Raw genomic sequence first — 19,546 nt, 5'->3', positions numbered from 1 at the left:
TCAGACAGTCTGCTTGGTGATCGCGTCAGCCAGCGACGTCAACGGATCCGGGGCCGTCATGGACCTATGGGTCATGATCGAGTCGATCGACGCATCATCCATCCCCAGCATCTCCAGCACGACCCTGGAGTCAGCCGGGATGATCCCGGCCCCGACGAGCTTGGTCACCGCATCGGCGGTGGCGGCCCGCGTCGGCGTCGAGGCATCGCGCCATCGGGGGCGCACCGTGCGGTGGAACTCGGTCGCGTCGATGTCGTTGCCCAGGGCTAGGGCGACCATGAGGCCCACATCGCTCCACCCGAACCCGAATCCGACCTGACGGCGTTCTGCCCGCTTGACAAGCCTGGCCTCCTCTGAGGCCAGAGCATCCGACGAAGGGGGGTTGGCGGTGACGAACCCGAAGTACCGCTCCGGCACTGCCGACTCACCAGAAGCCAACTGGGCCAACAGGCGAACCTGATCGGCGTATGGGGCAGGGGAGTTGACCGGGAAAGACCCGACGGTGGGCGTGTCGCCGTCCTCGTCCTTGTCAACAGCCCACAGTGACGCCATGGACAGCATCCAGCCGGGCTGCTCGAACTCCTCCGAGGAGACGCCCATGATCCACCGCTGGGGGTAGGCGTAGAACTCACGGTTGACCGTCTGCCCCAGCAGTGTCCGCACGGCCTCATCGGTGTACGAGCGCAGCGCCGGGGTGATCTCCGAGCGACCGCGCTGCCGTGACGTACGTCTCCGATTGACGATCGGAACCATGGGCACGCGGCCCAGGGTGTTCGGCATCCGATCCTTCTCCGTCCACCGATCGCCCCGAAGCTCCATGGACACGATCCACTCCTCGGTGAGCAGTTCGCCGAGGACCACGGAGATGTCGTCCGTCTCCTGCTCGATGAGACCGGCCGAGAGCGTGTGGCCATCAGGGGACATGATCCCCGTGGCATTCTTGGGCGACTGCGGGCGCACCGACACAGTCCCATCGCCGGCAGAGAGCACGACGACGAAGCTCATCCCGAAGATGAGCGCATCAAGATGGGATGCACCGGACTCCGTGGCGAGCTGGTTGCCCATGTACACGTCATCGAGGCCGAGATCGGCCCCTCCGGTCCATCCGAGCCAATCGAGACGTTCATCCAGGGCATCCACTGCGATGGCTGGCCAGCTCACGACAGAGGTGATGCGCTGGAGCTCGGGGGGGATCGCCACGCCCAGCTGTCGCACGCGACGGTTTCCCTCGTAGTACCCCTCGATGCGCCGGTGCCACGGGCGGAGTCGCTTAAGCCGATCATGCATCCGCGACGCGAGGTCCATCTCATCGGCCGACAGACTCATATGATGGACACCCTCTTTCCCTTCCTGGACGCCCTCGGGCGTCTTCTCGTCGTGCGTGCCGCCCAGACCGCCAGCGACGCCGCCTCGATCGCGATCTCGTCCCCATCGCGACGGGACGACCTCCAGCCCCACCCCGATCCGCGCGGCTTCTGCACGGCCGATGCGACCGACGCCTCGAGCATGTCCCTGGGTCCAGCTCCGGCAGGGTGCGTGAGGGTACCGGACTTGACGGCGTCGAGCAGCCCGGCGCACGCCTCCACGTACTGGCCGGTGTTGGCGACGACCACCATGCGCTGCGGCACCCCCCGATCGGCCAGTTCGGCCGCCAGGGTGGGCGAGGACGCACCGGCCATGACAATCTGGGCCGTCTCCTGCCATCTAGCAGCCAGCCAGTCGGCCAGTGAGCCGAGCCCATGGCCCATGTCGCCGGACTGGCCAGCGATGACCTCCACGTGGATGGCGTCAGCCGTCTTCAATGCGCCCGCCAAGGCCACCGAGGCTCCAGTGCGGGAGAAGGCGACACCGAAGGACTTCGGCCCCGCCGGTTCGACATCGTCAACGGCCGATTCGGCCCACTTGCCGACCGGGATCGCGGAGGCTGAGAGGGTGGCCCGATCCCACTGCCCCAGCCGCTCACGGCAGAACCCCTCCGGGGACATCGACTCGTGCTCGTCAGAGACGGTCTGCATGTTGAGACGGATGCCCAGCGCCGGATTGGTCCCCTGGGCGAGCTTGCGCCACTGGCGCATCGCCACCTCGGGGGCCATGTCGTCGGGGATCGAGAACTCCGTCCAGGCGACCCGCTTCGGTGACGTCGCATGCGCTTGTCTACGGATGCGCATTGCCACCTCGCCGGGGGCCAGCGGCCCCGGCGGGGTACCCGTGAAGAGCTGCTGGGGGTCACCGGATGGTGCGGCCGAGATCGTCGGGAGCAACGCCTCGAGCTGTTCGTCCGACAATTCCTGGAACTCGTCACAGACCAGATCGTCAGCCGTGAAACCACGACCTGACCCGCGAGACCTGGCGACGAACTCCACCGACCCCCATCCGGCACATCCGCACCCGCTGGCCATCGTCCGACAGTCCGGATGATGGAGGATGATCGCTTCCTGGCCGTTCGTCGACCTGATGGCTTTCACCATCATGGCCAGATCCGGGTAGCGATCCCGGTTCTCGAAGAATGACCGGAGCCGCGCGAACGCCTTGCGCGCCGTCTTGACCTCATGGGCGGTGTGGAGGATGCGCCTGCCCTGAACGGTCGCCTTGAACAGCTCGACGATCTCGAGGACCGCGTTCTTGCCGTTCTGGCGGGGCACCACCAAGGCGCACACGCCGGACAGGAGCTTGCCCGAGCGCGTCTCGGCGAGCCAGTCATCAAGGACGGCCGCCTGCCACGGATCCGGTGTCAGGCCGTACATGGCGCCGAGCTTGGCCGCATCCGCCCCGGCGCTCACGCGGTAGGGCGGGGCGACACGGAACCGCGGGAGCTGATTGCCGACATCATCGGCCACCCGTCATCACCCCGTGCGGCGCTTACGGTACTTGTCCATCATCGTCACCGCCGGGGACTCAGCCGGGACGACAGGGGGTGCATGCTGCGCCGACGCCTCGCGCCCCTTGTCGAGTCGCGACATGAACGCCAGCTCGTGGGCTCGGAGGCTGGAGATGTTGACGAACTCGTGATCGTCCCAGATAGACGTATGGAGGATTGCCGCCTCCAGGAGGAATCCCCAGTCGGCATCCGAGCAGTCGGCAGTACGTGGATCCTCGCCCCACGCCCTCCACCACTGGCGGGTGGCATCGGCCCACTCCCAGTCGACATCATCGGGCAGCGGCGGCTGCGCCATGGCGACCACTCCTCTCATCACGACCTGCTGGGGGCTGGATCATCGACCCCGGCTCCCAGCGGCATGTCCGGCCATGGTCGATGCTGCGACCATGGCACATGTCAGCCTCGACGCAGGGACCTGAGCTGGCTCCTAGACCTGCGCATTCCTGCCGTGTCCGACAGGCTCTTGGACGACGCCAGGGCAGACCTGGCAGTACGCCAGCGCTGCCGACTGGCAGCAGCCAGAGTACGAGCGACTCTCCTCATGTGGATCACCCTTTCGATTGACACATCGAGTGTCTCATTTCTATACTCTCCCCATGACCACGACAGTCAAAGGGCAGCCGCCATCGACCGAGGTGCGACGCAGGCTCGCAGGAGACAGGGAGCCAGTCCTTGTGTCCTTCTCGCTGGGCAAGGACGCCATCGCCACTGCGCTGGCACTGTCCGACGCCGGGATCGAGACCCACCTGGTGTACCTGTACGCCATCCCCGGGCTCGGTTTCGTCGACGACACCATCGATCGGCTCCAGGACGCCTGGGGGATCACGATCCACCAGTACCCGCACCCGTCGCTGTGGCGGATGCTCAACTCACTCGTCTACCAGCCGCCGGAGCGGTGCTCCATCATCGAGGCGGCCCAGATGCCCACCCTCGACTACGACGCCACCTGGAGGATCATCAAGGATGACCTCGGCTTCCCCCAGCGCACCTGGGTCGCGGACGGAGTCAGGGCGGCCGACTCGATCCAGCGCCGAGCATCACTCACGCGCCACGGCGTCATGAAGGCCACCTCGCGGAAAGTCTCGCCCATCCATGACTGGCTCATCGACGAGGTCATGGGACGCATCCGCGAGGCCGACCTCCCGTTGCCCTGGACCGACCCCAAGCGCGGCGTGCGACTCCCTATCGACTACGCCTGGTTCGGCCGATCCTTCGACGGGGTCGACGAGCGATTCATCCGACCCCTACGGGGCCACGCACCCGAGGACTACCAGAGAGTTCTCGACTGGTTCCCCCTGGCTGACCTCGACATCATGAGAACCGATATCGTAAAGGACTACTGACATGGGATTCGGCAACGTCAAGGACGCGAAATTCGGCTCGAAGACGAGCGGGAAGAGCACGACGAAGAAGGCTCGCGGCGACGAGTTCCACCCGAAGGCTGCCGACCCCTTCGCCGAGGTTGAGTACACCGGGAGTGTCCAGGAGGACGCCAAGCGCGAACTCTCGGCCATGGAGCAGGCCTACCGCAGTCGAGCCACCCAGGAGGAGCGCAGGCGCAGGTACGCCACCGACTCCGAGCACTGGGTCGCGATCTGCTTCTGCACCCGTGAGGACAAGGAGGCCTGGATCGAGCAGGTGGTGGGCGACCTCAGCCTCGGTGACAAGTACATCAATGGATACAAGCTATGCAAGGTGATGGGAGTCGACCTTGGATCCGATGAGTGAGCTACGGATATATCGGCGCCTGCGAGAGATCCGGGGCGACCTCATTCGGCGAGCCCGCGAGGACGGACAGACCTGGCCGGAGATAGCCACGGCCGCCGGTCTGACCAGGGCGACAGTCATCCGCCTCGCGAACCTAAGCGCTAGTGAGAACGATTCCCGGTCTCGGGGGGATTTCACTAAGCCGCTGGAGGAGAAATCGCGATAACGCGGGGGACCCCCCCTGGGTTGAGACATCGAGTCTCACCATTCGAGACATGTCTTGTTGGTCTGGCGGTTGATGTCCACCTGGCCGGGCTGCTCCCGATCGCCCTTCGAGCGGTTGCAGGTCCGGCAGATAGATCGGCCATTGTCGAGGGTGCTCTGTCCTCCCCAGCGGACCGGCACGATGTGGTCGGCCTCGACGGAGTTGGGCAGCCCCGGTTGCCCCCAGGCGAGCTCGACGCCACACAGCGGGCAGTGAGTGAGGCCTCGAGCCCTGTCACGAGCGAGGATGCGATTGCGCCACCTGATGTGCGCTGAGGATGCTGTGCGATTGGTCGCCATGAGATCATCCGGTGATGTGATCGCGGACACACTTGTCCGACGATCTGTACCATAGCACATGAATCACACGGGTGTGGTTCATGCCGCGCCCCGGGCATCACGGGCATCGATGGCCTCGATGATCCCGGGCCACAGGAGACGGATGACATCCCACGGCCAGTAGTGGTGGGGATCGCCACGGTGCTGTGACCGCAGAGCCGGGCGCAGGCGCCCACGCTTGCGCCACTGCCTGATCTGTCCACAGGTCACCGGCAGGTCACACTCCCCGAGCTCATCGGCTGTCATGGCTCGGTGGTAGCGCCACTGGAGCTCCAGGGCCGCGGGGCCCGGCATCTCGTGGCGGTCGCTGCTCCATGCTGTGGCCTCGCACACGAGCACGGCCTTGACCCCCTGACCGACGAGCTGCATCGACGCCCCGCAGGACGGGCAGGAGATCCTCGTGGGAGGTCGCACGCCGGCCTGTCTGGTCAGGGTCGAGTAGGTCTGGTGGACGACCTGGTCGACGATGCCCATGTCGACGTCATCGAGCCATGCCCTCGAGTCCGCCCAGATGTCGGCCAACCATGCGCACTCGGTGTTCCAGGACAGTCCGCACGGCTGCGGGTGTGCTGTCCGGGTGTCGGGGTCAACGGCCTGCCAGATGATGCGGGAGGCCACCGATGACAGCTCGACGAGGCTGGACGGCTCCCAGCCGTCGGAGGCCACGACATCGAGGCGGGAGACATCCAGCGGCGGGCGCGATCCTGGCACGGTGCGGGTGTGGGTGGTCTCGCCGTCGGGATTGCGGGTGCCCCCGAGGGCCTCGATCTCGGCGACGAGGGCTGGCATCTGGCGGATGCGGGCCACCGGATCGGATCGGGGGATCCACACGAGGGGGTCGGTCATGGACGGTCCTTTCGGGAAATCGGTTTCTAAGGCTCTGGGAGGTGGTGGGGTGGGAAGATGTGCCGGGTCAGGGCTGCGAGGCGCTCAGATTCTCGACGCCGTCCGTTTCTGGGCTATCTGCGGGCCCGCGCCATGTGCCGGGGAGACGCCACATTGACCTGTCCGCGTCGAAGATGAGTCCCCGCTCGACCATCTCGGCGGCAGTGAGGCAGCGGCGACGATCGGGGCCGGTATTGACGCCGTGCCTGCCGACACGGTGCAGTGCTGTGTCTTGGCTCCGCTCAAGGTGGCGTGGCAGTGGTGGCATGTCCAGGTCATGGTTGGTCTCCTTTTGCCGGTTTCCGGTCTTGCGATCGACCTGTGACGGCGTTTCGGGGCTGGTGTGGGTGTCGGGTTGGGTCGGTGTCTGGAAGGCGCTCAAATCTCCGTCGCGCTGGGCGTCACTCTGAGAGCCTGGCGGAGCTGGTCCCGCCTGGATGTGCCGGTGTTGGCTATTCGGGGCTCCTGTGGCTGTGGCGTGGCTTCCAGGGCTTGGGGTTGGGTGCTGTGGTGGTTGGCGATGTGGTGGCGGGTGTCTCGGAGCCATTGGCGGTAGGCGTCCGGGTCTGTCGGCGGGTGGTCGAGTCGGGCGCGGTCGAGGCGGTCGTCGTGGACGCGGTGGACCTCGGTTCGGATTTGGCGGGGGTCGATCCAGAGGGGTCGGGTGTCGTGGCGTCGGGCGATGGTGCGGACGGCGGTGAGGGCGTCGCGTAGGTCGATGTCGTCGAGGATGAGGTGCCAGGCTTCGGGGGTCCACTCGTCCTGGGCTTGGGCTGGGCAGATCGCTCGGATGGTGCGGACCAGGTCTGTCGTTTGGTCGAGGTTCATCAGGCTGCTCCGTTGATGATGTCGATGAGGGGGTTGGTTCCGGTGGCGGCGCGGTGTTTGGCGCGCTGGTACTGGGCGTCGGTTTCTTGCTGTCGGCGGCTGGTGGTGTGGTCGGTGGCGTTGCGGATCCAGTTGCGCCAGGTGGCGTCCCAGTCGGTCTTGCGGCCTTTGGCGCCGGGCTGGGCGTGCCAGTAGTCGCGGAATCGGTTGAGTTGGTCGTCGAGCCAGTCGGGACTGTGGGGCTGTTCGACGTTGAGGTTGGGGCTGGTGCGTGCTGGCTGCCATTGGTCGGGAAGTCGTGCGCCGAGTTTCGTCTGTTGTTTGGCCGGAGCGTCAGCGACGACGTCCCGACCGGAGGCGGTGGCGAGGTCGCTGGGTGGTGTCGACGTGGTGTCCCCCCGGACCCCCGAACGAAGTGAGGGGGGTCCCTGTTCCCTGTTCCCTGTTCCCTGTTCCCTGTTCCCTGTTCCCTGTTCCGGGGGTGAGTCCTCAGTGACGACTCCGTGAGGACTCACTGAGTCCTCAGTGAGGATTGTGTTTGCCGTAGTCGGGGCGGGAATCTTGGAGGGTGTGGGGCGGTTGATCTTCTGGTGTCGGGCGAAATTGTCGACTTGGCAATAAATCCGCTTTCCGGGGCCTCTGTAGAGGGTGATCTGACCCCCGCGTGAGAGGTCAGTGAGGATGTCGTGAATGCTCACTGAGTCCTCAGTGAGTCCTCCGTGATACCTCACTGAGTCCTCACCGATGTGGTCGTCGAGCGGGAAGAGCTGCGACCTGATGAGTCTCGGATCAGCGGACAGGCGTCCCTCGTCGTCGGCCATGGACCACAGGCCGACGAAGACGAGCCGGTGCACAAAGGGCAGGACCGCCATGTCCTCCGACGACCAGAACTCTGGCTTGATCGTGCGGATCCTCATGCCGTGCCTCCCTCGAAGTCGAGTGGATCCTGCTTCAGCCCGGGCGTCGTCGAGGCGTCCACGTCGTCGGTGGTGTCGAACAGCTCGAGGGTGCCGGCCAGGAGCGCATCGACGGGGCCGATGAAGTCGCGCAGCTCGACCGACAGGAGCCGAGCCCTCCCCTGGAGTCTGTCGAGATCCTCGGCGTCGATGACGCCGTGCATCGGTGTGACGCGCTCGATCTCGTAGTGGATTTCCCAGGCGGTCTCGGTCAGCGTCATGAGACGTTCCCGCGCCGTCACGAGATGCACCAGATTCTCGATGTTCTCGGTTCTGTTCATGGGGTCTCCTGGAGGGCGATGGTGACGGTGTGGTAGCCGGTGGGTGGCGGTATGGGGTCGCGACGCGGGTCGGGGCCCAGGACGTACTCGGAGGAGTCGTCGGGCCACACGCCCGCATCGGTCATGCCGTCGATGATCGCTTTGAGGGTGGGTGTCGCGTTGTTGGGGTCGGCACGCCCGGGGCGGTATCCGATGGTGGCGATGACACGCACCCGGCTGTCGGCGTGGATACCGTGTTTGCGGCAAGCCGCAGCGGCCATCCATCGGAGTGTTTTCGTGGCGCGTGCTCTGGCCGCCCAATGTTTCCGGTGGTTGAGCGACATCCACAGCGTATTCGGAACCATCAGCGTGAACTCCTGCGTCATGCCGCCACCTCCATGGACTCGGTGACGGCGGTGAGGAGGTCACGGGCGGCCGGCGGGGTGACAGCGTTCCCGGCGAGGCGGACCCGGTCACGCTTGGTGCCCTCCCAGTGGTAGTCGAGAGGGAAGGCCATTCCGGCGGCGACCTCGTGGGGGGCGAGCATCCGGAACCGGCATTCCATGACGTCGGCGTCGGTGATCTGCGGCTGGGTGGTCGCCAGGCCGTACCGGTCGGTGCAGGTGAGGGTGCCGATGGGCTGGGAGACCGGCTTGGCCGTCTCACTGGCGCTGTAGTAGGGCACGAGCAGGGCCTTGGACGAGGTCGCGGTCAGGGTGCGCAGGGGCTCGGTGACCGGCGTGCACAGATGGCCCGGGTTGTCCCCGGCGCGGGTCGTGTTGTGCCTGACCATGAGCGGTTCGGCGGTGCCGTAGCGGCGCAGGCCCTCACGGATACGTGCGAGTGTCTTGGCGGAGAGGGGGCGTTTCCGGTCGGCGATCCGCTCGGCCGGGATAGTCCAGTCGATGATCGTCGAGGCCGGCCGCCATCCGGGTTCGACGATGGCCCCGCAGTCGGGGCACACGTACACGTACTGGGCGTGGTACCGGCCGACGGTTCGGCCAGGCTTCCATGCCTGCCGGGCGGCCACCGTGGTGTCGCAGCGGGGGCACCACGCAGCCGGCCGCATGACCCGGTCGATGTCGGGAGCAGTGCAGCCGTGCGGCCATGCCACGACGTACAGACGGTCCCGTGACTGGGGTGCCGGGTCGCCGGCGGCCTGGGCGTGCATCGAGTTGAGGCTCACGACCCGGTACTCGTAGCCGAGGCGACGCAGGCCGCGACGCCATGCCGCCCACGCGTCGGCGTACTTGGCCTGGGTCGCGATGTCGACGACATTCTCGACGATGACCGCCCGGTACCGGTGGTACTCGATGAACCGCAACACGTCGAACATGAGCAGCCGCGAGCGGGTGATCTCGTCCTCGCCCTCGGAAATCAGCCCGTCGGGGACGTCGTCGAAAAGGGTCGGGTCACCGCCCAGCTCGACCGACAACGCCTTGGCCTTCTGATTGGCCAGGCTCCACTTGGTACATTCTGGTGATGCCCACAGAATGTCCGTGCGAGGAAAGTTGCGGGGGTCCTCCATGTGGAGGTCCACGCAGGCATGATTCGTGTGCGGGTGATTCTCGGCATGGACCTGGACCGCGAGAGGCCAGTGATTCGCCGCCAAGGACACCTCGACCCCGGGGACCTGGCAGGCGCCGGTCGTCGATCCGCCAGCCCCGGCGAAGATGTCGGTCATGGTGATCATTGCTGGTCCTGCTTGTCGGGGGACACGGTGGCGATGAACGGGCTTCGGGTCTCCATGATGTGCATCGGGATACAGTCGGTGGTTTGGAGCGACTGCCATCCGTCGTACTGGTGATGCCACAGCACGCGCTCGTCTCGTTCAGTGTCGGCCCATACCCATTCGGCATCCATCCATGCGGGCCGTGGCCGCTGCGTCATGAGACGGTATTGCGCGGTTGCCGCGAAGTCATGTTCTGCCGTTCGAACCGTAACTTCGGCATCCCATGTCAGTGAGATGAATCGTTCCCCGGAGCGAATCTTTCCGTCTTCTGGTACGGTTGCGGCATCCCATGCCGCTATGAGATGTTCTGCGCAGGTCATGGGGCCATGCTCCACGGTGACAGTGGGCCACACGTCTACATCCTCCCTGTCGGCGGCGACCGGATACCATCGTCCGTCAACCTTGAGTAGTCGGATAGCGTTGAGCGTGTCGTTCACCCGAATGACGGTCCATTCCGGCAGGGCGTCCAGATCGAGTTTGTCGGTCATGTCAGGCGACCTTTCGTGTGTTGGTGAATCCGGTCCTCGTGTACCGGCGGCTACGAGGCGTCCCGTTGGCCGGTGGGGGTGTGATGATCTGGCTGGGGTCGAGGATCATGTCGGCGAGGTCCTCTGCGTCATGGCGTGCCAGGAATCTGGCGGCGAGCCCGTACTGGACCGGATCGATCTTGGCCGCGCCGATGTCGACGAACGTGTCACGAGGTGCAGCCATCAGAACGGGGCCTCCTCGGACTGGCTGATGCCCCACGGATCCACACCCTGCTGCTGGCCGCCGGTACGCTGACGCCCCCGGCTCTGGCCGCCACTGAACGGGTTACGGGTCACCTGCGCTGTCGCATGCCTCAGTGACGGGCCGACCTCCTGGACGTCGATCTCGTACGAGGTGCGACGGTTCCCGTCACGATCCTCGTAGGACCGGGCCTTGAGGTTGCCCTGCACGATGACGCGCATCCCCTTGGACAGGGAGTCGGCGACGTTCTGGGCGTACTGGCGCCACGCATGGCAGGCGAGGAACATTGCCTCGCCGTCGCGCCACTCGTTGGTTTGACGGTCGAAGGTGCGCGGGGTCGAGGCCACGGTGAAGTTCGCCACCGGCGCCCCGTTGGAGGTGAAGCGCAGTTCGGGGTCGGCGGTGAGGTTGCCGATCACGGTGATGGGGGTGTCCTTAGCCATGGTGCTGCTCCTGAAGGTAGTGGTGTGCGTCGGCCTGTAGCGGCTGGTGGATACGTCGCACGTGGGGGATGGAGGTGATGTCTGCCGGGGTCCAGCCGGTGACCTCGGTGATGGCTGGCCAGTTCCAGCCGTGTGCCCGCCGGTAGGCGATGTCGTCGAGGTCGACGGGCCACACGGGGGTGGGCATGTGTCGGCGTGCGATCGACAGGTGATCCGGGTGGAGGCACCAGCCGAATCCGCAGAGGCGCCGCACCTGGTGGTGGGGGAGCCGGCGTCCGTGGGCGTAGGCCCACACGATCTGTGCCGGGGTGGGCTGGTAGCGGTGTCCGTCGTGGATCCAGCTGGCGTGGCGTCGGCGTCGTGGGCGGTCGAGGGTGGCGTGTCCGTCGTCGGTGACCCGCAGCCGGCACATGATGTCGGTGATGACCTGGCCTGGCACGGTGATGTCGCTCACGACGGACTCCCCGGCAGGACCCGGGCGATGCCGGGCTCGCGGCGGATGATGTCCTCCAGCCACCTGAACTGGCAGGCGATGGAGCTGGTGAGCCAGCGAGCCGTATCATCCGCGGCTTTCGATCTCGCCGTAAAGGTCAGAGAGACGATGCACGCTCCCACGTGACTGGGGCCACCGTCACCGCCGATGAACTCGAGATGCGCTGACCGGAGTCTTGGCCCAACCTTGCTCTCGTGTAGTCGGAGCTCGGCGTCGACAATGCCATCGTCCATGTTCTCCCGCTCTGGGAACGCCCGCCTCATGGCCTCTCTCTGCCGGGCTACTGCCAGGAGGATGGGCTCGGGGATCTGGCGGTGGATGTAGTCATCCGACAGGTGCTCGGTCACTGGGTCACCTCGCCGGTGTCGGGGTCCACCAGTTCGGCGTCGACGGTGTCGTCGTGGTCGTCTTCGGCTCCGGCGATGACTGCGTCCGCGACGGCATCGAGCTCGTCCTGTGTCAGCTCGTTGGCCGACGCCAATTCGCGCCGCCCGGTGATGTCCTTCGCGACTTCGAGCATCTCGGCCTGTGTCACCCCGCAGTCGGTCATGGCCCTCGTGGCACGGCTGTAGTCGAGCCTCGGGCGGGGCTGCGCCGGTGCCGTATCAGTGGCGATCGTGCGCTCCCGTGCGTCCGCCTGCATCATCTCCTCGGTCGTGTAGATGCCAGACAGGTCGAGGGGGAAGGCCTTGCGCAGGGCGAGCGCCTCAGCACACTTGGCGACCATGGTGGCTGGCATCTTGGCCCACAGCCCCATCGGCACCTCACGGCCGGAGCGATCCATGCGCATCGGCATGTACTCCGTTGTCGTCGCGACACCGGAGAATCTGGCCTCTCCGACACGGACGACGACCTTCGCGGCAGTCGGAGGGGTGTCCCAGATCCACAGGTCATGCCAGTGCCCGTCGCCGTCCGCCCACAGGGTGTCGTCGCACGACAGCGACATGCCCCGGGCTTCAGCCGCCCGATGTGCGATGAGCCGGTATCCGTCGATGCCGGTCTGGATCGTCTGCTTGACAACCCAGTTCTGGCCCTCACGTGACCTGCGCCCGATCATGTAGATCTGCCCCGAGAACGGGTCCAGCCCGGTGGACTGGCAGCGGTGGAAGAAGATCCTCAGATCGTCCACTGATGCTGACGTGACACCCAGCTGCCGTAGGACAGATACCTGGGAGTCCGTGAATGCCGTCTGGGACGGCCCGATGGACAGTTCTGATGATCGTGCCTGGACGATGTCGGTGGACATGATTCTCACTTTCGGATGGAGACGAAGGGGGTTCCGGGTGTGCCGTCGGCGTTTCGCTTGGCGGTTCGGGTTGCCAGAACGGTGCCGTCGGGGAGGGCGAGAGTGCCTGCGTCACCCATTTCGTGGGCCATGCGGGCCTGCAATCCCCGCCGGGCTGCGGTGTCGGTTTTCTGGGTGGTCATGAATGAGGTGTGGTATCGCTGGTATTCACGCCATGCGATGACGGTGTCGGCGGTCGCTGTGACGGTGGCGGCGGTGATGTGGGGGTGGCGGCGGCGGTCGGCCTCGTAGTTGGCTGGCTCGGGCTCCCAGTGGACGTCAAGGTCGGCCTCGACGGTGGCCCAGAAATCGGCGGCCTGCCGTGCCGCATCCTCCTGCCAGTCGCGGTTGGCGGTGATACGCCAGCAGTGGATGCCGAAGCCGCCCATGGCGACGATGTCGGTGACTGGTAGGTCGAGGACGTGCATGTACCACTGGCACTGCTGCCAATACTTTTCGGGTATGTCTGGGCGTGTGTTGCCTGTGGTGATGTCTCCGCCACCAACATGCCACTTGTCTGAGGTGTTCGGCACGAACTTGAACTCCAGGACACGGCTTGCCGACGACAGTTGATGGCGCGGTTCGACAACCAGGGCGTCGGGGTTCGCGATCTGCCATGGCCGCGTCTGGGAGCGGAACGTGCCGGGCTGCACGGCCAGGTATTTGCCGTCGAGCAGGTGGTCTCGGTACCAGTGCTGCATGGCGATTTCGGCGTAGTGTCCGGCCTCGAGGAGGCGGTCTGCCGGCTTGTCTTTGCCGCGCCCGGTCTTGTCGCACCATATCTCGTATGGTGTTCGGTAGGCTCCCTCGGCGCGGAGGATCGATGCGATGTCGGAGCCGCCGATCCCGCGACGCCTGGCCTCGACCCAGTCTGGGGTGCCGTCTGGGCCGCGGTAGATCCTGACGGCCGACCCGACCTTGATGGTGTGCCTGTCGATCATGACTGCCCCCGTGCGGCTAGCAGGATGCGGATACTGCGCCGGGTGAGGTACTCCGCCCAGCGGACGAGCTGGCTGCGCATGTCGTCGATGTCGATAGCGGACTCCTCCCACGTCTCGTCGTCGAGATCGTCGATGTTGTCTACTGCATCCATGAGTGCGTTGGCGGCTGCGATGCTGCTGTAGCCGGGCGCGTAGTTCTGGCTCGTGGTCATGGGGTGGCTCCTGTGAGGTCGGACCAGACGTCGATGAGCTGGTCGTAGATGTTGTCGAGGGTGGTGACGATGGCGTCGATGTCGACGCCGGTGTCCGTCCATGCGTCGTCGTCGAGGGTGGCCAGGCGGACAGCCGCCTCGTTGATCTCCCCCATGGCGACGTCGAGGCTGCTCGCCCACATGTCACGCTGAGACTGGTCGGTCATGGCAGCCACCTCGTAGCCAGATCGTCGATGACGTGCGGGTGCTCTGCGATATGGGCGTCGCACATGTCGCAGAACGCCGCGTGGAGTCGGCGGACCACGGCGATGGCATCAGGCGCGTCGTCATCATGTGCGGTGCGCTGGCGCAGCTGGTCGACGGCCCCGGACCACTCGCCAGCCTGAACCACCCAGCCGTGCGGCGTGGGAATCAGGAGACACCGGCCCCGGAGAAGACCGTCGACACACAGACCATCCCATGCAGTCCTCCAGAGGTCAGCCCCACTCAGGTCGGCATCCCGCAGGTCGGCCCCGCTCAGGTAGGCGTAGCTCAGGTCGGCGTAGCTCAGGTCGACACCGTGCAGGTCGGCCCCTTCGAGGATGGCGTCGCTCAGGTCGGCGTAGCGCAAGTTGGCACCGTGCAGGTCGGCGTAGCTCAGGTCGGCGTAGCTCAGGTCGGCGTAGCTCAGGTCGACACCGTGCAGGTCGGCCCCTTCGAGGATGGCGTAGCTCAGGTTGGCGTAGCTCAGGTTGGGCCGTCCGCCCTTCTCCAGCGCCTGCTTGCAGATGGACAGCACTTCATCGCGATTCATCGGTTCTCCTCGGGTTCGATTCCTGTCCCGTGGCAATGGGGGCACAGCGGTTCGTCATGCCATTGGTAGTCGCCGATGCCGTCGCACCATGTGCACCAGTCGGGCTCGTCGTCGTAGTCGGTCATCACAGCCTCCGGTCATCGTTGTGGAGTCGCCACACAACCCACAAGGCAGCGGCGAGGACGGCCAGGAGGAGGACGCCGCCGTTCGTGAAGAGAGGCATCACCGGGCCCTCCTCGGCGTGTTGTCCCGTACGTACGCTGCGAGGACGCCGCCGGGAATGAGATAGCGAACTCCGCCACGCGGCCCCTTGTCCTCGCGGGCACAGATGATTCGGCCGCGGCACCAGTCCTGCACGGTGCGCTTGCTCTTGCCGATGAGCGGCGCGGCCTCGGCTGGCTTGTACCAGCGGTCCGGATCAATCCACGTCATGACAGTTCTCCTGCGATGATGTGCCCATGACGAATGACTCGAATCCGGCGCAGAAACTGCACGACAGGTTGGCGCAGTGGAAGACGCTTCCCGAAGGTCGTTCGCCGAAGGCCGCCAGGGCCATCGAGGGGCGCGACTGGATCGATGTCCACCTGGAGACCCTCGGCTGGTTCTCCCAAGTTCGCGACCGATTGACCGACGAGACCTATGCCGGGCTGGTCGACTCGATCGCGACAGCGATCTTCACCGACAGTGTCGGTATCACCGGTTCCCGCGGCGGTGTCGTGCGTCTTGTCGGGGACTCGGACCTGGTGGCCCTCAAGATCCTCGCCGACAACTGGGGGCAGGCTGGCGTGTCGGGATCCGACCTGTCCGACGTCCTGTCGGCCACCGATTCGGTCCGCGGGCTCATCGAATCGGCCGACTACCTCGACTCGGACGCGGCGCGCTACCTGTTCGAGCTGGCCGAGGCCATCGACAAGGCGGTCGAGGAGTTCTCGATCTTCGGGCCCAGCGGAGTCCAACGACTCGTCAACGAGCTCATCGGGGCTCTCGCGGTCCATTTCGGTGAAGCTCCGGCCGACGATGCGCAGAAGGCTGGCACACTCATCGAGAACCTCTACCGCGCCTTGCGCAAGATCCTTCACCTGGCTGCACCGGCCGCCATTGAGGGCGCCACCGCTGGCATCATGCAAGCGCTGACGACCTGACACCAGGCGTGCGGCGGCGGTCTTGTTCGCGGTGATGATTCGGCAGGCCTCGAACAGGCCCGGCTTCATGTCGGGGTCACGCGGGTCGGCCAGCGTGTTGAGCATGTCGGCCTGAGTGGCTTTGAGCGCATATTCGTGCGGGCACATCATGGTGATGCCGCTCATGCCGCGACCTCCTCGATGTCGTGGACGGCGGTGATGTCCTCGAGGGCACGCTGTACGTCCTCGGGCAGGACCGCAAGGATGACGGCGAGCCGGGCGGCACCCTTCGCGGTGATGCGCGGGGTGCAGGTTCCAACCTGGTCGCCGGTCTTGGGGTTCTCGTAGCCGCCGTAGCGGGCGGTCATGCGGCCCCGGTTCACCTGGGACTGCATGGGCTCGTTGCCGCGAGACATGACCCAGTGGTTCTCGCGCAGCCAGCACATGAGGTTGTTGCGGCCCATGGATCGGCGGGTCCCGTCGATCTCGAGGGTCGTGGCCCCCGCCTTGTGGAGGGCCTTGGCGATCTGGCCGACGGAGTAGTCGACGTTGGTTGACAGCCACAGGTCGAAAGCGCGTGCCTTGGGAGCAAGGATCTGTTGGCGGGCCTCGAGTTCGGCTCGCTTGGCGCGCTCGGACTTGAGGTCGGTGGCGAGTCGGATGATGAAGTCGGGGTCGGACAGTGCCTTCTCGATGGCGTCGGGGGTGAGGTACCCGCCGGTGCGCCGGATCGACGGCAGGACCTCATGGGTCACCCAACGCTTGAATGCCTTGGCCTCTGGTTTGCGTGATGCCAGGACGAGGCTGTACAGGCCTGCCTCGTTGACGCACCAAGTCTCCCCCTGGCGCCCTAAGTTGAACTTAGAGCGTTCGTCGTCGTCGAGTCGTTGCAATGTGACGGTGGTGTTCGTCAGATCGAGCGCTGTGCAGATGTCCGTGGCAACGAACCAGGGCTCGCCGTCGATGGAGACGGTGCGGATGGTGCCGAATTGGGGGCTCGCGAACTGGGTCACGGAGGTGCTCATCGGTCGTCCTCCGCCCCGTCGCTGATGGCAGCCATGGCCATCAGGACGGTGATGACGGTGTCCTTGGCGACGCCGGACCGACTGGCAATGTCGGCGATGATCTGCCATGTGATTCCCCTGGCCTCCAGCGGCTCAGGGCATGACGGGGTAGGGACAGGTACCATGGGGGTGCTCCTTCTAGGGGTGTTGGCCCGGAGCTGCCCTGACTCGCCAAAGTGGAGGCAGTTCCGGGTTTCATTCTCATGATGATGTAGCCGATTGGCTACAGATGACTGTAGTGCACAGGCTACATCTGGACAAGGGGTGGTCAGTGCTGCATGAGCTTGTACAGCGTCACGCGATGCACGCCCGCAGCGTCCGCGATCTCGTCGCGCGCAATCCCGGCGGCCATGGCCTGTTGGATCGCTCGGCGACGGTCCTCCATGGCGGCGTCGATCGCCTCGCTGGCGCGGCGCACCTCCGCCAACAGCTCGCGGGCCTTCTCCTCTGACACGTTCATCACCTCGCAGTCTAGGCAATCGTTGACAATCGAGACGCCGAGTGTCTGCAGTGGACGTCCCTGCTGCAGCGGGGGCGGCTTTCTTTGTGTGGTGGGTCATGCTGCCCTCGCTTGGAGCGCACGGCGTGAGCGTGTATCTGCTGGCATGCTGTCGGGCTCACCGTACTCGAAGGCGTCCTCCAGGTCGATGTCGAGCTTCCGGCAGATGGTGAGCGCGAGCGCCTCCGAGCAGGTGCGGCTCCTGGCGGTCTCGATCATGGAGATGAACTGCTGGGTGCACCCGGAGATGGCGGCCAGATCGGTCTGCGACAGTGACCGTCGGCGCCTGGCCCTGGCGATGGCGCCTGGGTTGGTGATCCTCATCCACATCCCTCCTCGTCTCTTGTGGCGGGTTGTGCTTCCTAGTCTGCAAGCTGCGCGCTTGGAGTACAAGTGGCTCATGGCCCATGACCGTAGCCCTTGTGACTTGTACAAGCAAGCGGGAAGCGTGTAATGCCTAGTCACATGGCGCGTCTATGAGCCATGCTGGCATTGTGCTTGTACAAGCAATACGCTTGTGAGGTGCACGCAACAGGACAAGGGCCAGACCATGGATGACGTGACACCACTCCAGCAACTCGTCGCAGACAGGCAGCGGGACCTCAACGCCCACAGCCTCATCGCGATGTATCGGGCGGCGAAGCTGCCAGCTGGATCGATCACGTACGAGACGCTCAGGCGGATCGCATCTGGCGCACAGAAGTCGATCCGGGACGACCGGACCTATGGTGACCTTGCCGCGATCCTGCGCGTCGATGTCGACGACATCAAGTCCGCCGAGGCCGGATACACGCCGGTCGGTGGCTGGAAGCGCTACGAACGTCTCACCCAAGAGGAACGGAAGGCTGTCGAGGGCATCATGGATGTGCTCCTCGCAGCCCGTGAGGCAGGAGGTAGTGGTGATGACCGGCAGTCTGACGCTCAGAAGAGCCCCGATGGTGTGGGTGCGGTCGTCGAGGTGGCCCTGGCAGCCGACAACCCTGGTGTGCCGACCGACCGGGAACGCATGGAGCAGGAGTGGGGCGATGACCCAGCCTGACCCGTGGCAGACACTCCGCGACCAGCCACACCTCGACCTCGTGTGGGGTGGGCTGCCAGCCGGATGGCGTGGAGCCACAGACGGACACACCATCTGGATCGCGACCGGACTGACCCAGCGTGAGCGTCGCTCCACGCTCGCCCACGAACTCACCCACATCAGGCTCGGGCTTCTCGGGCCGCAGCCGCCCGTCTGCGAGGAGCGCGTCCGGGTCGCCACAGCACGGTGGCTGCTGCCCGATCTGGGTGTGGTGGCCGATGCCATGGCTGACTCGACGCCCGAGGCTGCCGCCCTCGACCTGTGGGTCGCTGACGACGTCCTCGCCACTAGACTCGCGCACCTCACCGACGGGGAGCGCGCCTACATCGACAGCCGCACCGAAGCGGCATGAGAAAGGACAATCCCATGGGACGCCGGACACGTATCCGCAAACTCGAGGAGAAGCAACGCGAGCTCGAGATCGAGCGTTTGCGGCAGGAGAAGCGCGACGCTGCACGTGAACGCCGCGAAGAGCGCAGGAGCAGAACCCAAGCGGCCATTGACGCGATGACCCCGCAGGAGCGGAGCAAAGCAGAGAAGCGGGCCACGGTGGTTCTCGGCGTTGTTGGCGCGGTGATTCTCCTCATCATCATCGCTGCCGTCGCGAGCGGAGGGCATGAAGAGGCCGGCCAGTCGTCGCCGAGGCCGGCCTCGACGACGCCGACGCGGGCCACAAGCCGCGCCACGGCAGAGCGAAGCAGGCACGCCACACCCCCATCGAAGGCGGCCGCCCCGCTCGCCCCCACCGTGAAGAAAACCCTGCTCCAGAATCTCGGTGTCACATCGTTCACGCAGACGTGCGGTACTGCCGCATCATGGGCATGCCCAATTACAGACATCAGCGACAACGGGAGCGGTGACGTCACCGTGCACGTGCAGGAGAAACTGAGCCGCGACGAAGCGAAAGACGCAGCACGGAGAATCCTGCAACTCACATGCCTGGACGCAACAGATCTTCAGTGGGTGAGCGTCGAGGACACCTCCGGGGGAGTTGCCGGCCAGGTGCAGCGGTCCTCAGCTGCATTGTGCAGGTAACCAA

At 65.6% G+C, this 19,546-nt stretch carries 32 protein-coding genes; 6 read left to right on the top strand and 26 right to left on the bottom strand.

All coding sequences use genetic code 11. The features are described 5' to 3' along the window. The 3 genes from E0E30_RS07905 to E0E30_RS07895 are packed head-to-tail and all read right to left on the bottom strand — an operon-like array spanning position 1 to position 3,173. Positions 1 to 1,326: a phage portal protein gene (locus E0E30_RS07905; protein ID WP_245306550.1), complete on the bottom strand. Its 1,326-nt coding sequence runs from the start codon at positions 1,324 to 1,326 to the stop codon at positions 1 to 3. Continuing rightward, the gene (locus tag E0E30_RS07900) at positions 1,323 to 2,837 is read right to left on the bottom strand and encodes a hypothetical protein (protein WP_130865840.1); all 1,515 of its coding nucleotides are present in this window, start codon (positions 2,835 to 2,837) and stop codon (positions 1,323 to 1,325) included. The genes E0E30_RS07905 and E0E30_RS07900 overlap by 4 nt, the downstream gene beginning before the upstream one ends. 6 nt (positions 2,838 to 2,843) lie before the next feature. Continuing rightward, complete coding sequence (locus tag E0E30_RS07895) at positions 2,844 to 3,173, bottom strand: phage terminase small subunit (RefSeq protein WP_130865839.1); 330 nt, start codon at positions 3,171 to 3,173, stop codon at positions 2,844 to 2,846. Between the two features lie 301 nt (positions 3,174 to 3,474). On the opposite strand from E0E30_RS07895, the gene E0E30_RS07890 reads away from it, so the two are divergent. After that, positions 3,475 to 4,221, top strand: a complete 747-nt coding sequence (locus E0E30_RS07890; protein ID WP_130865838.1) for an adenine nucleotide alpha hydrolase family protein — start codon at positions 3,475 to 3,477, stop codon at positions 4,219 to 4,221. A gap of 1 nt (position 4,222) precedes the next feature. Continuing rightward, complete coding sequence (locus tag E0E30_RS07885) at positions 4,223 to 4,606, top strand: hypothetical protein (protein WP_130865837.1); 384 nt, start codon at positions 4,223 to 4,225, stop codon at positions 4,604 to 4,606. A 240-nt stretch (positions 4,607 to 4,846) separates the two neighbouring features. On the opposite strand, the gene E0E30_RS07880 is transcribed toward E0E30_RS07885, so the two are convergent. The 19 genes from E0E30_RS07880 to E0E30_RS07795 form a co-directional block, all read right to left on the bottom strand. Next, positions 4,847 to 5,149 (bottom strand): HNH endonuclease, encoded by a 303-nt coding sequence (locus E0E30_RS07880; RefSeq protein ID WP_245306549.1) that lies wholly within the window; start codon positions 5,147 to 5,149, stop codon positions 4,847 to 4,849. Positions 5,150 to 5,227: 78 nt separating this feature from the next. Continuing rightward, positions 5,228 to 6,034 (bottom strand): hypothetical protein, encoded by an 807-nt coding sequence (locus tag E0E30_RS07875; RefSeq protein WP_130865835.1) that lies wholly within the window; start codon positions 6,032 to 6,034, stop codon positions 5,228 to 5,230. A gap of 417 nt (positions 6,035 to 6,451) precedes the next feature. Beyond that, positions 6,452 to 6,901: a hypothetical protein gene (locus tag E0E30_RS07870; protein WP_130865834.1), complete on the bottom strand. Its 450-nt coding sequence runs from the start codon at positions 6,899 to 6,901 to the stop codon at positions 6,452 to 6,454. After that, positions 6,901 to 7,818 carry a hypothetical protein gene (locus E0E30_RS07865; protein WP_130865833.1) on the bottom strand — a complete coding sequence of 306 codons (918 nt, stop codon included), beginning with the start codon at positions 7,816 to 7,818 and terminating at the stop codon, positions 6,901 to 6,903. Before E0E30_RS07865 ends, E0E30_RS07870 begins: the two co-directional genes overlap by 1 nt. Then, a complete protein-coding gene (locus tag E0E30_RS07860; RefSeq protein ID WP_130865832.1) occupies positions 7,815 to 8,138 on the bottom strand; it encodes a hypothetical protein in 324 nt (107 codons plus the stop codon). The genes E0E30_RS07865 and E0E30_RS07860 overlap by 4 nt, the downstream gene beginning before the upstream one ends. Next, entirely contained in the window at positions 8,135 to 8,398 is a 264-nt protein-coding gene (locus E0E30_RS07855) for a RusA family crossover junction endodeoxyribonuclease (protein ID WP_130865831.1), read from the bottom strand. Before E0E30_RS07855 ends, E0E30_RS07860 begins: the two co-directional genes overlap by 4 nt. A 101-nt stretch (positions 8,399 to 8,499) precedes the next feature. Next, complete coding sequence (locus E0E30_RS07850; protein ID WP_130865830.1) at positions 8,500 to 9,810, bottom strand: DNA cytosine methyltransferase; 1,311 nt, start codon at positions 9,808 to 9,810, stop codon at positions 8,500 to 8,502. Then, positions 9,807 to 10,337: a hypothetical protein gene (locus E0E30_RS07845; protein ID WP_130865829.1), complete on the bottom strand. Its 531-nt coding sequence runs from the start codon at positions 10,335 to 10,337 to the stop codon at positions 9,807 to 9,809. The genes E0E30_RS07850 and E0E30_RS07845 overlap by 4 nt, the downstream gene beginning before the upstream one ends. A 1-nt stretch (position 10,338) precedes the next feature. Beyond that, positions 10,339 to 10,560 carry a hypothetical protein gene (locus tag E0E30_RS07840; protein ID WP_130865828.1) on the bottom strand — a complete coding sequence of 74 codons (222 nt, stop codon included), beginning with the start codon at positions 10,558 to 10,560 and terminating at the stop codon, positions 10,339 to 10,341. Then, positions 10,560 to 11,021 carry a single-stranded DNA-binding protein gene (locus E0E30_RS07835; protein WP_130865827.1) on the bottom strand — a complete coding sequence of 154 codons (462 nt, stop codon included), beginning with the start codon at positions 11,019 to 11,021 and terminating at the stop codon, positions 10,560 to 10,562. Before E0E30_RS07835 ends, E0E30_RS07840 begins: the two co-directional genes overlap by 1 nt. Beyond that, complete coding sequence (locus tag E0E30_RS07830; protein WP_130865826.1) at positions 11,014 to 11,475, bottom strand: hypothetical protein; 462 nt, start codon at positions 11,473 to 11,475, stop codon at positions 11,014 to 11,016. The genes E0E30_RS07835 and E0E30_RS07830 overlap by 8 nt, the downstream gene beginning before the upstream one ends. Then, positions 11,472 to 11,861, bottom strand: coding sequence for a hypothetical protein (locus E0E30_RS07825; RefSeq protein ID WP_130865825.1), 390 nt, complete (start codon positions 11,859 to 11,861; stop codon positions 11,472 to 11,474). The genes E0E30_RS07830 and E0E30_RS07825 overlap by 4 nt, the downstream gene beginning before the upstream one ends. Continuing rightward, on the bottom strand, positions 11,858 to 12,760 hold the full coding sequence (bet, locus tag E0E30_RS07820) for a phage recombination protein Bet (RefSeq protein WP_130865824.1): 903 nt from the start codon (positions 12,758 to 12,760) through the stop codon (positions 11,858 to 11,860). Before bet ends, E0E30_RS07825 begins: the two co-directional genes overlap by 4 nt. Before the next feature lie 5 nt (positions 12,761 to 12,765). Further along, positions 12,766 to 13,740, bottom strand: coding sequence for a YqaJ viral recombinase family protein (locus E0E30_RS07815; protein WP_130865823.1), 975 nt, complete (start codon positions 13,738 to 13,740; stop codon positions 12,766 to 12,768). Next, positions 13,737 to 13,952, bottom strand: coding sequence for a hypothetical protein (locus E0E30_RS07810; protein ID WP_130865822.1), 216 nt, complete (start codon positions 13,950 to 13,952; stop codon positions 13,737 to 13,739). Before E0E30_RS07810 ends, E0E30_RS07815 begins: the two co-directional genes overlap by 4 nt. Further along, entirely contained in the window at positions 13,949 to 14,158 is a 210-nt protein-coding gene (locus tag E0E30_RS07805) for a hypothetical protein (RefSeq protein WP_130865821.1), read from the bottom strand. The genes E0E30_RS07810 and E0E30_RS07805 overlap by 4 nt, the downstream gene beginning before the upstream one ends. Next, positions 14,155 to 14,745 (bottom strand): pentapeptide repeat-containing protein, encoded by a 591-nt coding sequence (locus E0E30_RS07800; RefSeq protein ID WP_130865820.1) that lies wholly within the window; start codon positions 14,743 to 14,745, stop codon positions 14,155 to 14,157. The genes E0E30_RS07805 and E0E30_RS07800 overlap by 4 nt, the downstream gene beginning before the upstream one ends. Further along, positions 14,742 to 14,870, bottom strand: coding sequence for a hypothetical protein (locus E0E30_RS13760; RefSeq protein ID WP_280953267.1), 129 nt, complete (start codon positions 14,868 to 14,870; stop codon positions 14,742 to 14,744). Before E0E30_RS13760 ends, E0E30_RS07800 begins: the two co-directional genes overlap by 4 nt. Before the next feature lie 97 nt (positions 14,871 to 14,967). Further along, positions 14,968 to 15,177, bottom strand: coding sequence for a helix-turn-helix domain-containing protein (locus E0E30_RS07795; protein ID WP_130865819.1), 210 nt, complete (start codon positions 15,175 to 15,177; stop codon positions 14,968 to 14,970). A gap of 26 nt (positions 15,178 to 15,203) precedes the next feature. Here E0E30_RS07795 and E0E30_RS07790 point away from each other — a divergent pair, with 26 nt between their 5' ends. Beyond that, positions 15,204 to 15,887 carry a hypothetical protein gene (locus E0E30_RS07790; protein ID WP_130865818.1) on the top strand — a complete coding sequence of 228 codons (684 nt, stop codon included), beginning with the start codon at positions 15,204 to 15,206 and terminating at the stop codon, positions 15,885 to 15,887. A gap of 161 nt (positions 15,888 to 16,048) precedes the next feature. Here E0E30_RS07790 and E0E30_RS07785 read toward each other — a convergent pair whose 3' ends face one another. The 4 genes from E0E30_RS07785 to E0E30_RS07775 form a co-directional block, all read right to left on the bottom strand. Continuing rightward, on the bottom strand, positions 16,049 to 16,891 hold the full coding sequence (locus E0E30_RS07785; RefSeq protein WP_167853917.1) for a phage antirepressor: 843 nt from the start codon (positions 16,889 to 16,891) through the stop codon (positions 16,049 to 16,051). Next, a complete protein-coding gene (locus tag E0E30_RS13300; protein WP_167853916.1) occupies positions 16,888 to 17,055 on the bottom strand; it encodes a hypothetical protein in 168 nt (55 codons plus the stop codon). Before E0E30_RS13300 ends, E0E30_RS07785 begins: the two co-directional genes overlap by 4 nt. Positions 17,056 to 17,198: 143 nt before the next feature. Next, positions 17,199 to 17,390 carry a helix-turn-helix domain-containing protein gene (locus E0E30_RS07780; protein ID WP_130865816.1) on the bottom strand — a complete coding sequence of 64 codons (192 nt, stop codon included), beginning with the start codon at positions 17,388 to 17,390 and terminating at the stop codon, positions 17,199 to 17,201. A gap of 96 nt (positions 17,391 to 17,486) precedes the next feature. Continuing rightward, positions 17,487 to 17,753, bottom strand: a complete 267-nt coding sequence (locus E0E30_RS07775; protein ID WP_167853915.1) for a helix-turn-helix transcriptional regulator — start codon at positions 17,751 to 17,753, stop codon at positions 17,487 to 17,489. A gap of 226 nt (positions 17,754 to 17,979) precedes the next feature. On the opposite strand from E0E30_RS07775, the gene E0E30_RS07770 reads away from it, so the two are divergent. Genes E0E30_RS07770 through E0E30_RS07760 form a run of 3 tightly spaced genes read left to right on the top strand, consistent with a single transcriptional unit; the run spans position 17,980 to position 19,542 of the window. Beyond that, positions 17,980 to 18,468 carry a hypothetical protein gene (locus E0E30_RS07770; protein ID WP_130865814.1) on the top strand — a complete coding sequence of 163 codons (489 nt, stop codon included), beginning with the start codon at positions 17,980 to 17,982 and terminating at the stop codon, positions 18,466 to 18,468. Then, entirely contained in the window at positions 18,455 to 18,859 is a 405-nt protein-coding gene (locus E0E30_RS07765) for a M78 family metallopeptidase domain-containing protein (protein ID WP_130865813.1), read from the top strand. The genes E0E30_RS07770 and E0E30_RS07765 overlap by 14 nt, the downstream gene beginning before the upstream one ends. Positions 18,860 to 18,873: 14 nt before the next feature. Beyond that, a complete protein-coding gene (locus E0E30_RS07760) occupies positions 18,874 to 19,542 on the top strand; it encodes a hypothetical protein (protein ID WP_130865812.1) in 669 nt (222 codons plus the stop codon). Positions 19,543 to 19,546: the final 4 nt, after the last annotated feature.

Origin of the sequence: Acidipropionibacterium timonense (assembly GCF_900605005.1) — a bacterium.
GTDB lineage: Bacteria > Actinomycetota > Actinomycetes > Propionibacteriales > Propionibacteriaceae > Cutibacterium > Cutibacterium timonense.
This window is presented reverse-complemented; position numbering and strand designations above follow the sequence as displayed.

Bases quoted from the DNA above. Each gene is read 5' to 3' on its own strand.
- E0E30_RS07905 (WP_245306550.1), bottom strand. From the start codon at position 1,326: ATGAGTCTGTCGGCCGATGAGATGGACCTCGCGTCGCGGATGCATGAT.
- E0E30_RS07895 (WP_130865839.1), bottom strand. From the start codon at position 3,173: ATGGCGCAGCCGCCGCTGCCCGATGATGTCGACTGGGAGTGGGCCGAT.
- E0E30_RS07890 (WP_130865838.1), top strand. From the start codon at position 3,475: ATGACCACGACAGTCAAAGGGCAGCCGCCATCGACCGAGGTGCGACGC.
- E0E30_RS07885 (WP_130865837.1), top strand. From the start codon at position 4,223: ATGGGATTCGGCAACGTCAAGGACGCGAAATTCGGCTCGAAGACGAGC.
- E0E30_RS07880 (WP_245306549.1), bottom strand. From the start codon at position 5,149: ATGGCGACCAATCGCACAGCATCCTCAGCGCACATCAGGTGGCGCAAT.
- E0E30_RS07875 (WP_130865835.1), bottom strand. From the start codon at position 6,034: ATGACCGACCCCCTCGTGTGGATCCCCCGATCCGATCCGGTGGCCCGC.
- E0E30_RS07870 (WP_130865834.1), bottom strand. From the start codon at position 6,901: ATGAACCTCGACCAAACGACAGACCTGGTCCGCACCATCCGAGCGATC.
- E0E30_RS07865 (WP_130865833.1), bottom strand. From the start codon at position 7,818: ATGAGGATCCGCACGATCAAGCCAGAGTTCTGGTCGTCGGAGGACATG.
- E0E30_RS07860 (WP_130865832.1), bottom strand. From the start codon at position 8,138: ATGAACAGAACCGAGAACATCGAGAATCTGGTGCATCTCGTGACGGCG.
- E0E30_RS07855 (WP_130865831.1), bottom strand. From the start codon at position 8,398: ATGGCCGCTGCGGCTTGCCGCAAACACGGTATCCACGCCGACAGCCGG.
- E0E30_RS07850 (WP_130865830.1), bottom strand. From the start codon at position 9,810: ATGATCACCATGACCGACATCTTCGCCGGGGCTGGCGGATCGACGACC.
- E0E30_RS07845 (WP_130865829.1), bottom strand. From the start codon at position 10,337: ATGACCGACAAACTCGATCTGGACGCCCTGCCGGAATGGACCGTCATT.
- E0E30_RS07840 (WP_130865828.1), bottom strand. From the start codon at position 10,560: ATGGCTGCACCTCGTGACACGTTCGTCGACATCGGCGCGGCCAAGATC.
- E0E30_RS07835 (WP_130865827.1), bottom strand. From the start codon at position 11,021: ATGGCTAAGGACACCCCCATCACCGTGATCGGCAACCTCACCGCCGAC.
- bet (WP_130865824.1), bottom strand. From the start codon at position 12,760: ATGTCCACCGACATCGTCCAGGCACGATCATCAGAACTGTCCATCGGG.
- E0E30_RS07815 (WP_130865823.1), bottom strand. From the start codon at position 13,740: ATGATCGACAGGCACACCATCAAGGTCGGGTCGGCCGTCAGGATCTAC.
- E0E30_RS07810 (WP_130865822.1), bottom strand. From the start codon at position 13,952: ATGACCACGAGCCAGAACTACGCGCCCGGCTACAGCAGCATCGCAGCC.
- E0E30_RS07805 (WP_130865821.1), bottom strand. From the start codon at position 14,158: ATGACCGACCAGTCTCAGCGTGACATGTGGGCGAGCAGCCTCGACGTC.
- E0E30_RS07800 (WP_130865820.1), bottom strand. From the start codon at position 14,745: ATGAATCGCGATGAAGTGCTGTCCATCTGCAAGCAGGCGCTGGAGAAG.
- E0E30_RS13760 (WP_280953267.1), bottom strand. From the start codon at position 14,870: ATGACCGACTACGACGACGAGCCCGACTGGTGCACATGGTGCGACGGC.
- E0E30_RS07795 (WP_130865819.1), bottom strand. From the start codon at position 15,177: ATGACGTGGATTGATCCGGACCGCTGGTACAAGCCAGCCGAGGCCGCG.
- E0E30_RS07790 (WP_130865818.1), top strand. From the start codon at position 15,204: ATGACGAATGACTCGAATCCGGCGCAGAAACTGCACGACAGGTTGGCG.
- E0E30_RS07785 (WP_167853917.1), bottom strand. From the start codon at position 16,891: ATGAGCACCTCCGTGACCCAGTTCGCGAGCCCCCAATTCGGCACCATC.
- E0E30_RS13300 (WP_167853916.1), bottom strand. From the start codon at position 17,055: ATGGTACCTGTCCCTACCCCGTCATGCCCTGAGCCGCTGGAGGCCAGG.
- E0E30_RS07780 (WP_130865816.1), bottom strand. From the start codon at position 17,390: ATGAACGTGTCAGAGGAGAAGGCCCGCGAGCTGTTGGCGGAGGTGCGC.
- E0E30_RS07775 (WP_167853915.1), bottom strand. From the start codon at position 17,753: ATGAGGATCACCAACCCAGGCGCCATCGCCAGGGCCAGGCGCCGACGG.
- E0E30_RS07770 (WP_130865814.1), top strand. From the start codon at position 17,980: ATGGATGACGTGACACCACTCCAGCAACTCGTCGCAGACAGGCAGCGG.
- E0E30_RS07765 (WP_130865813.1), top strand. From the start codon at position 18,455: ATGACCCAGCCTGACCCGTGGCAGACACTCCGCGACCAGCCACACCTC.
- E0E30_RS07760 (WP_130865812.1), top strand. From the start codon at position 18,874: ATGGGACGCCGGACACGTATCCGCAAACTCGAGGAGAAGCAACGCGAG.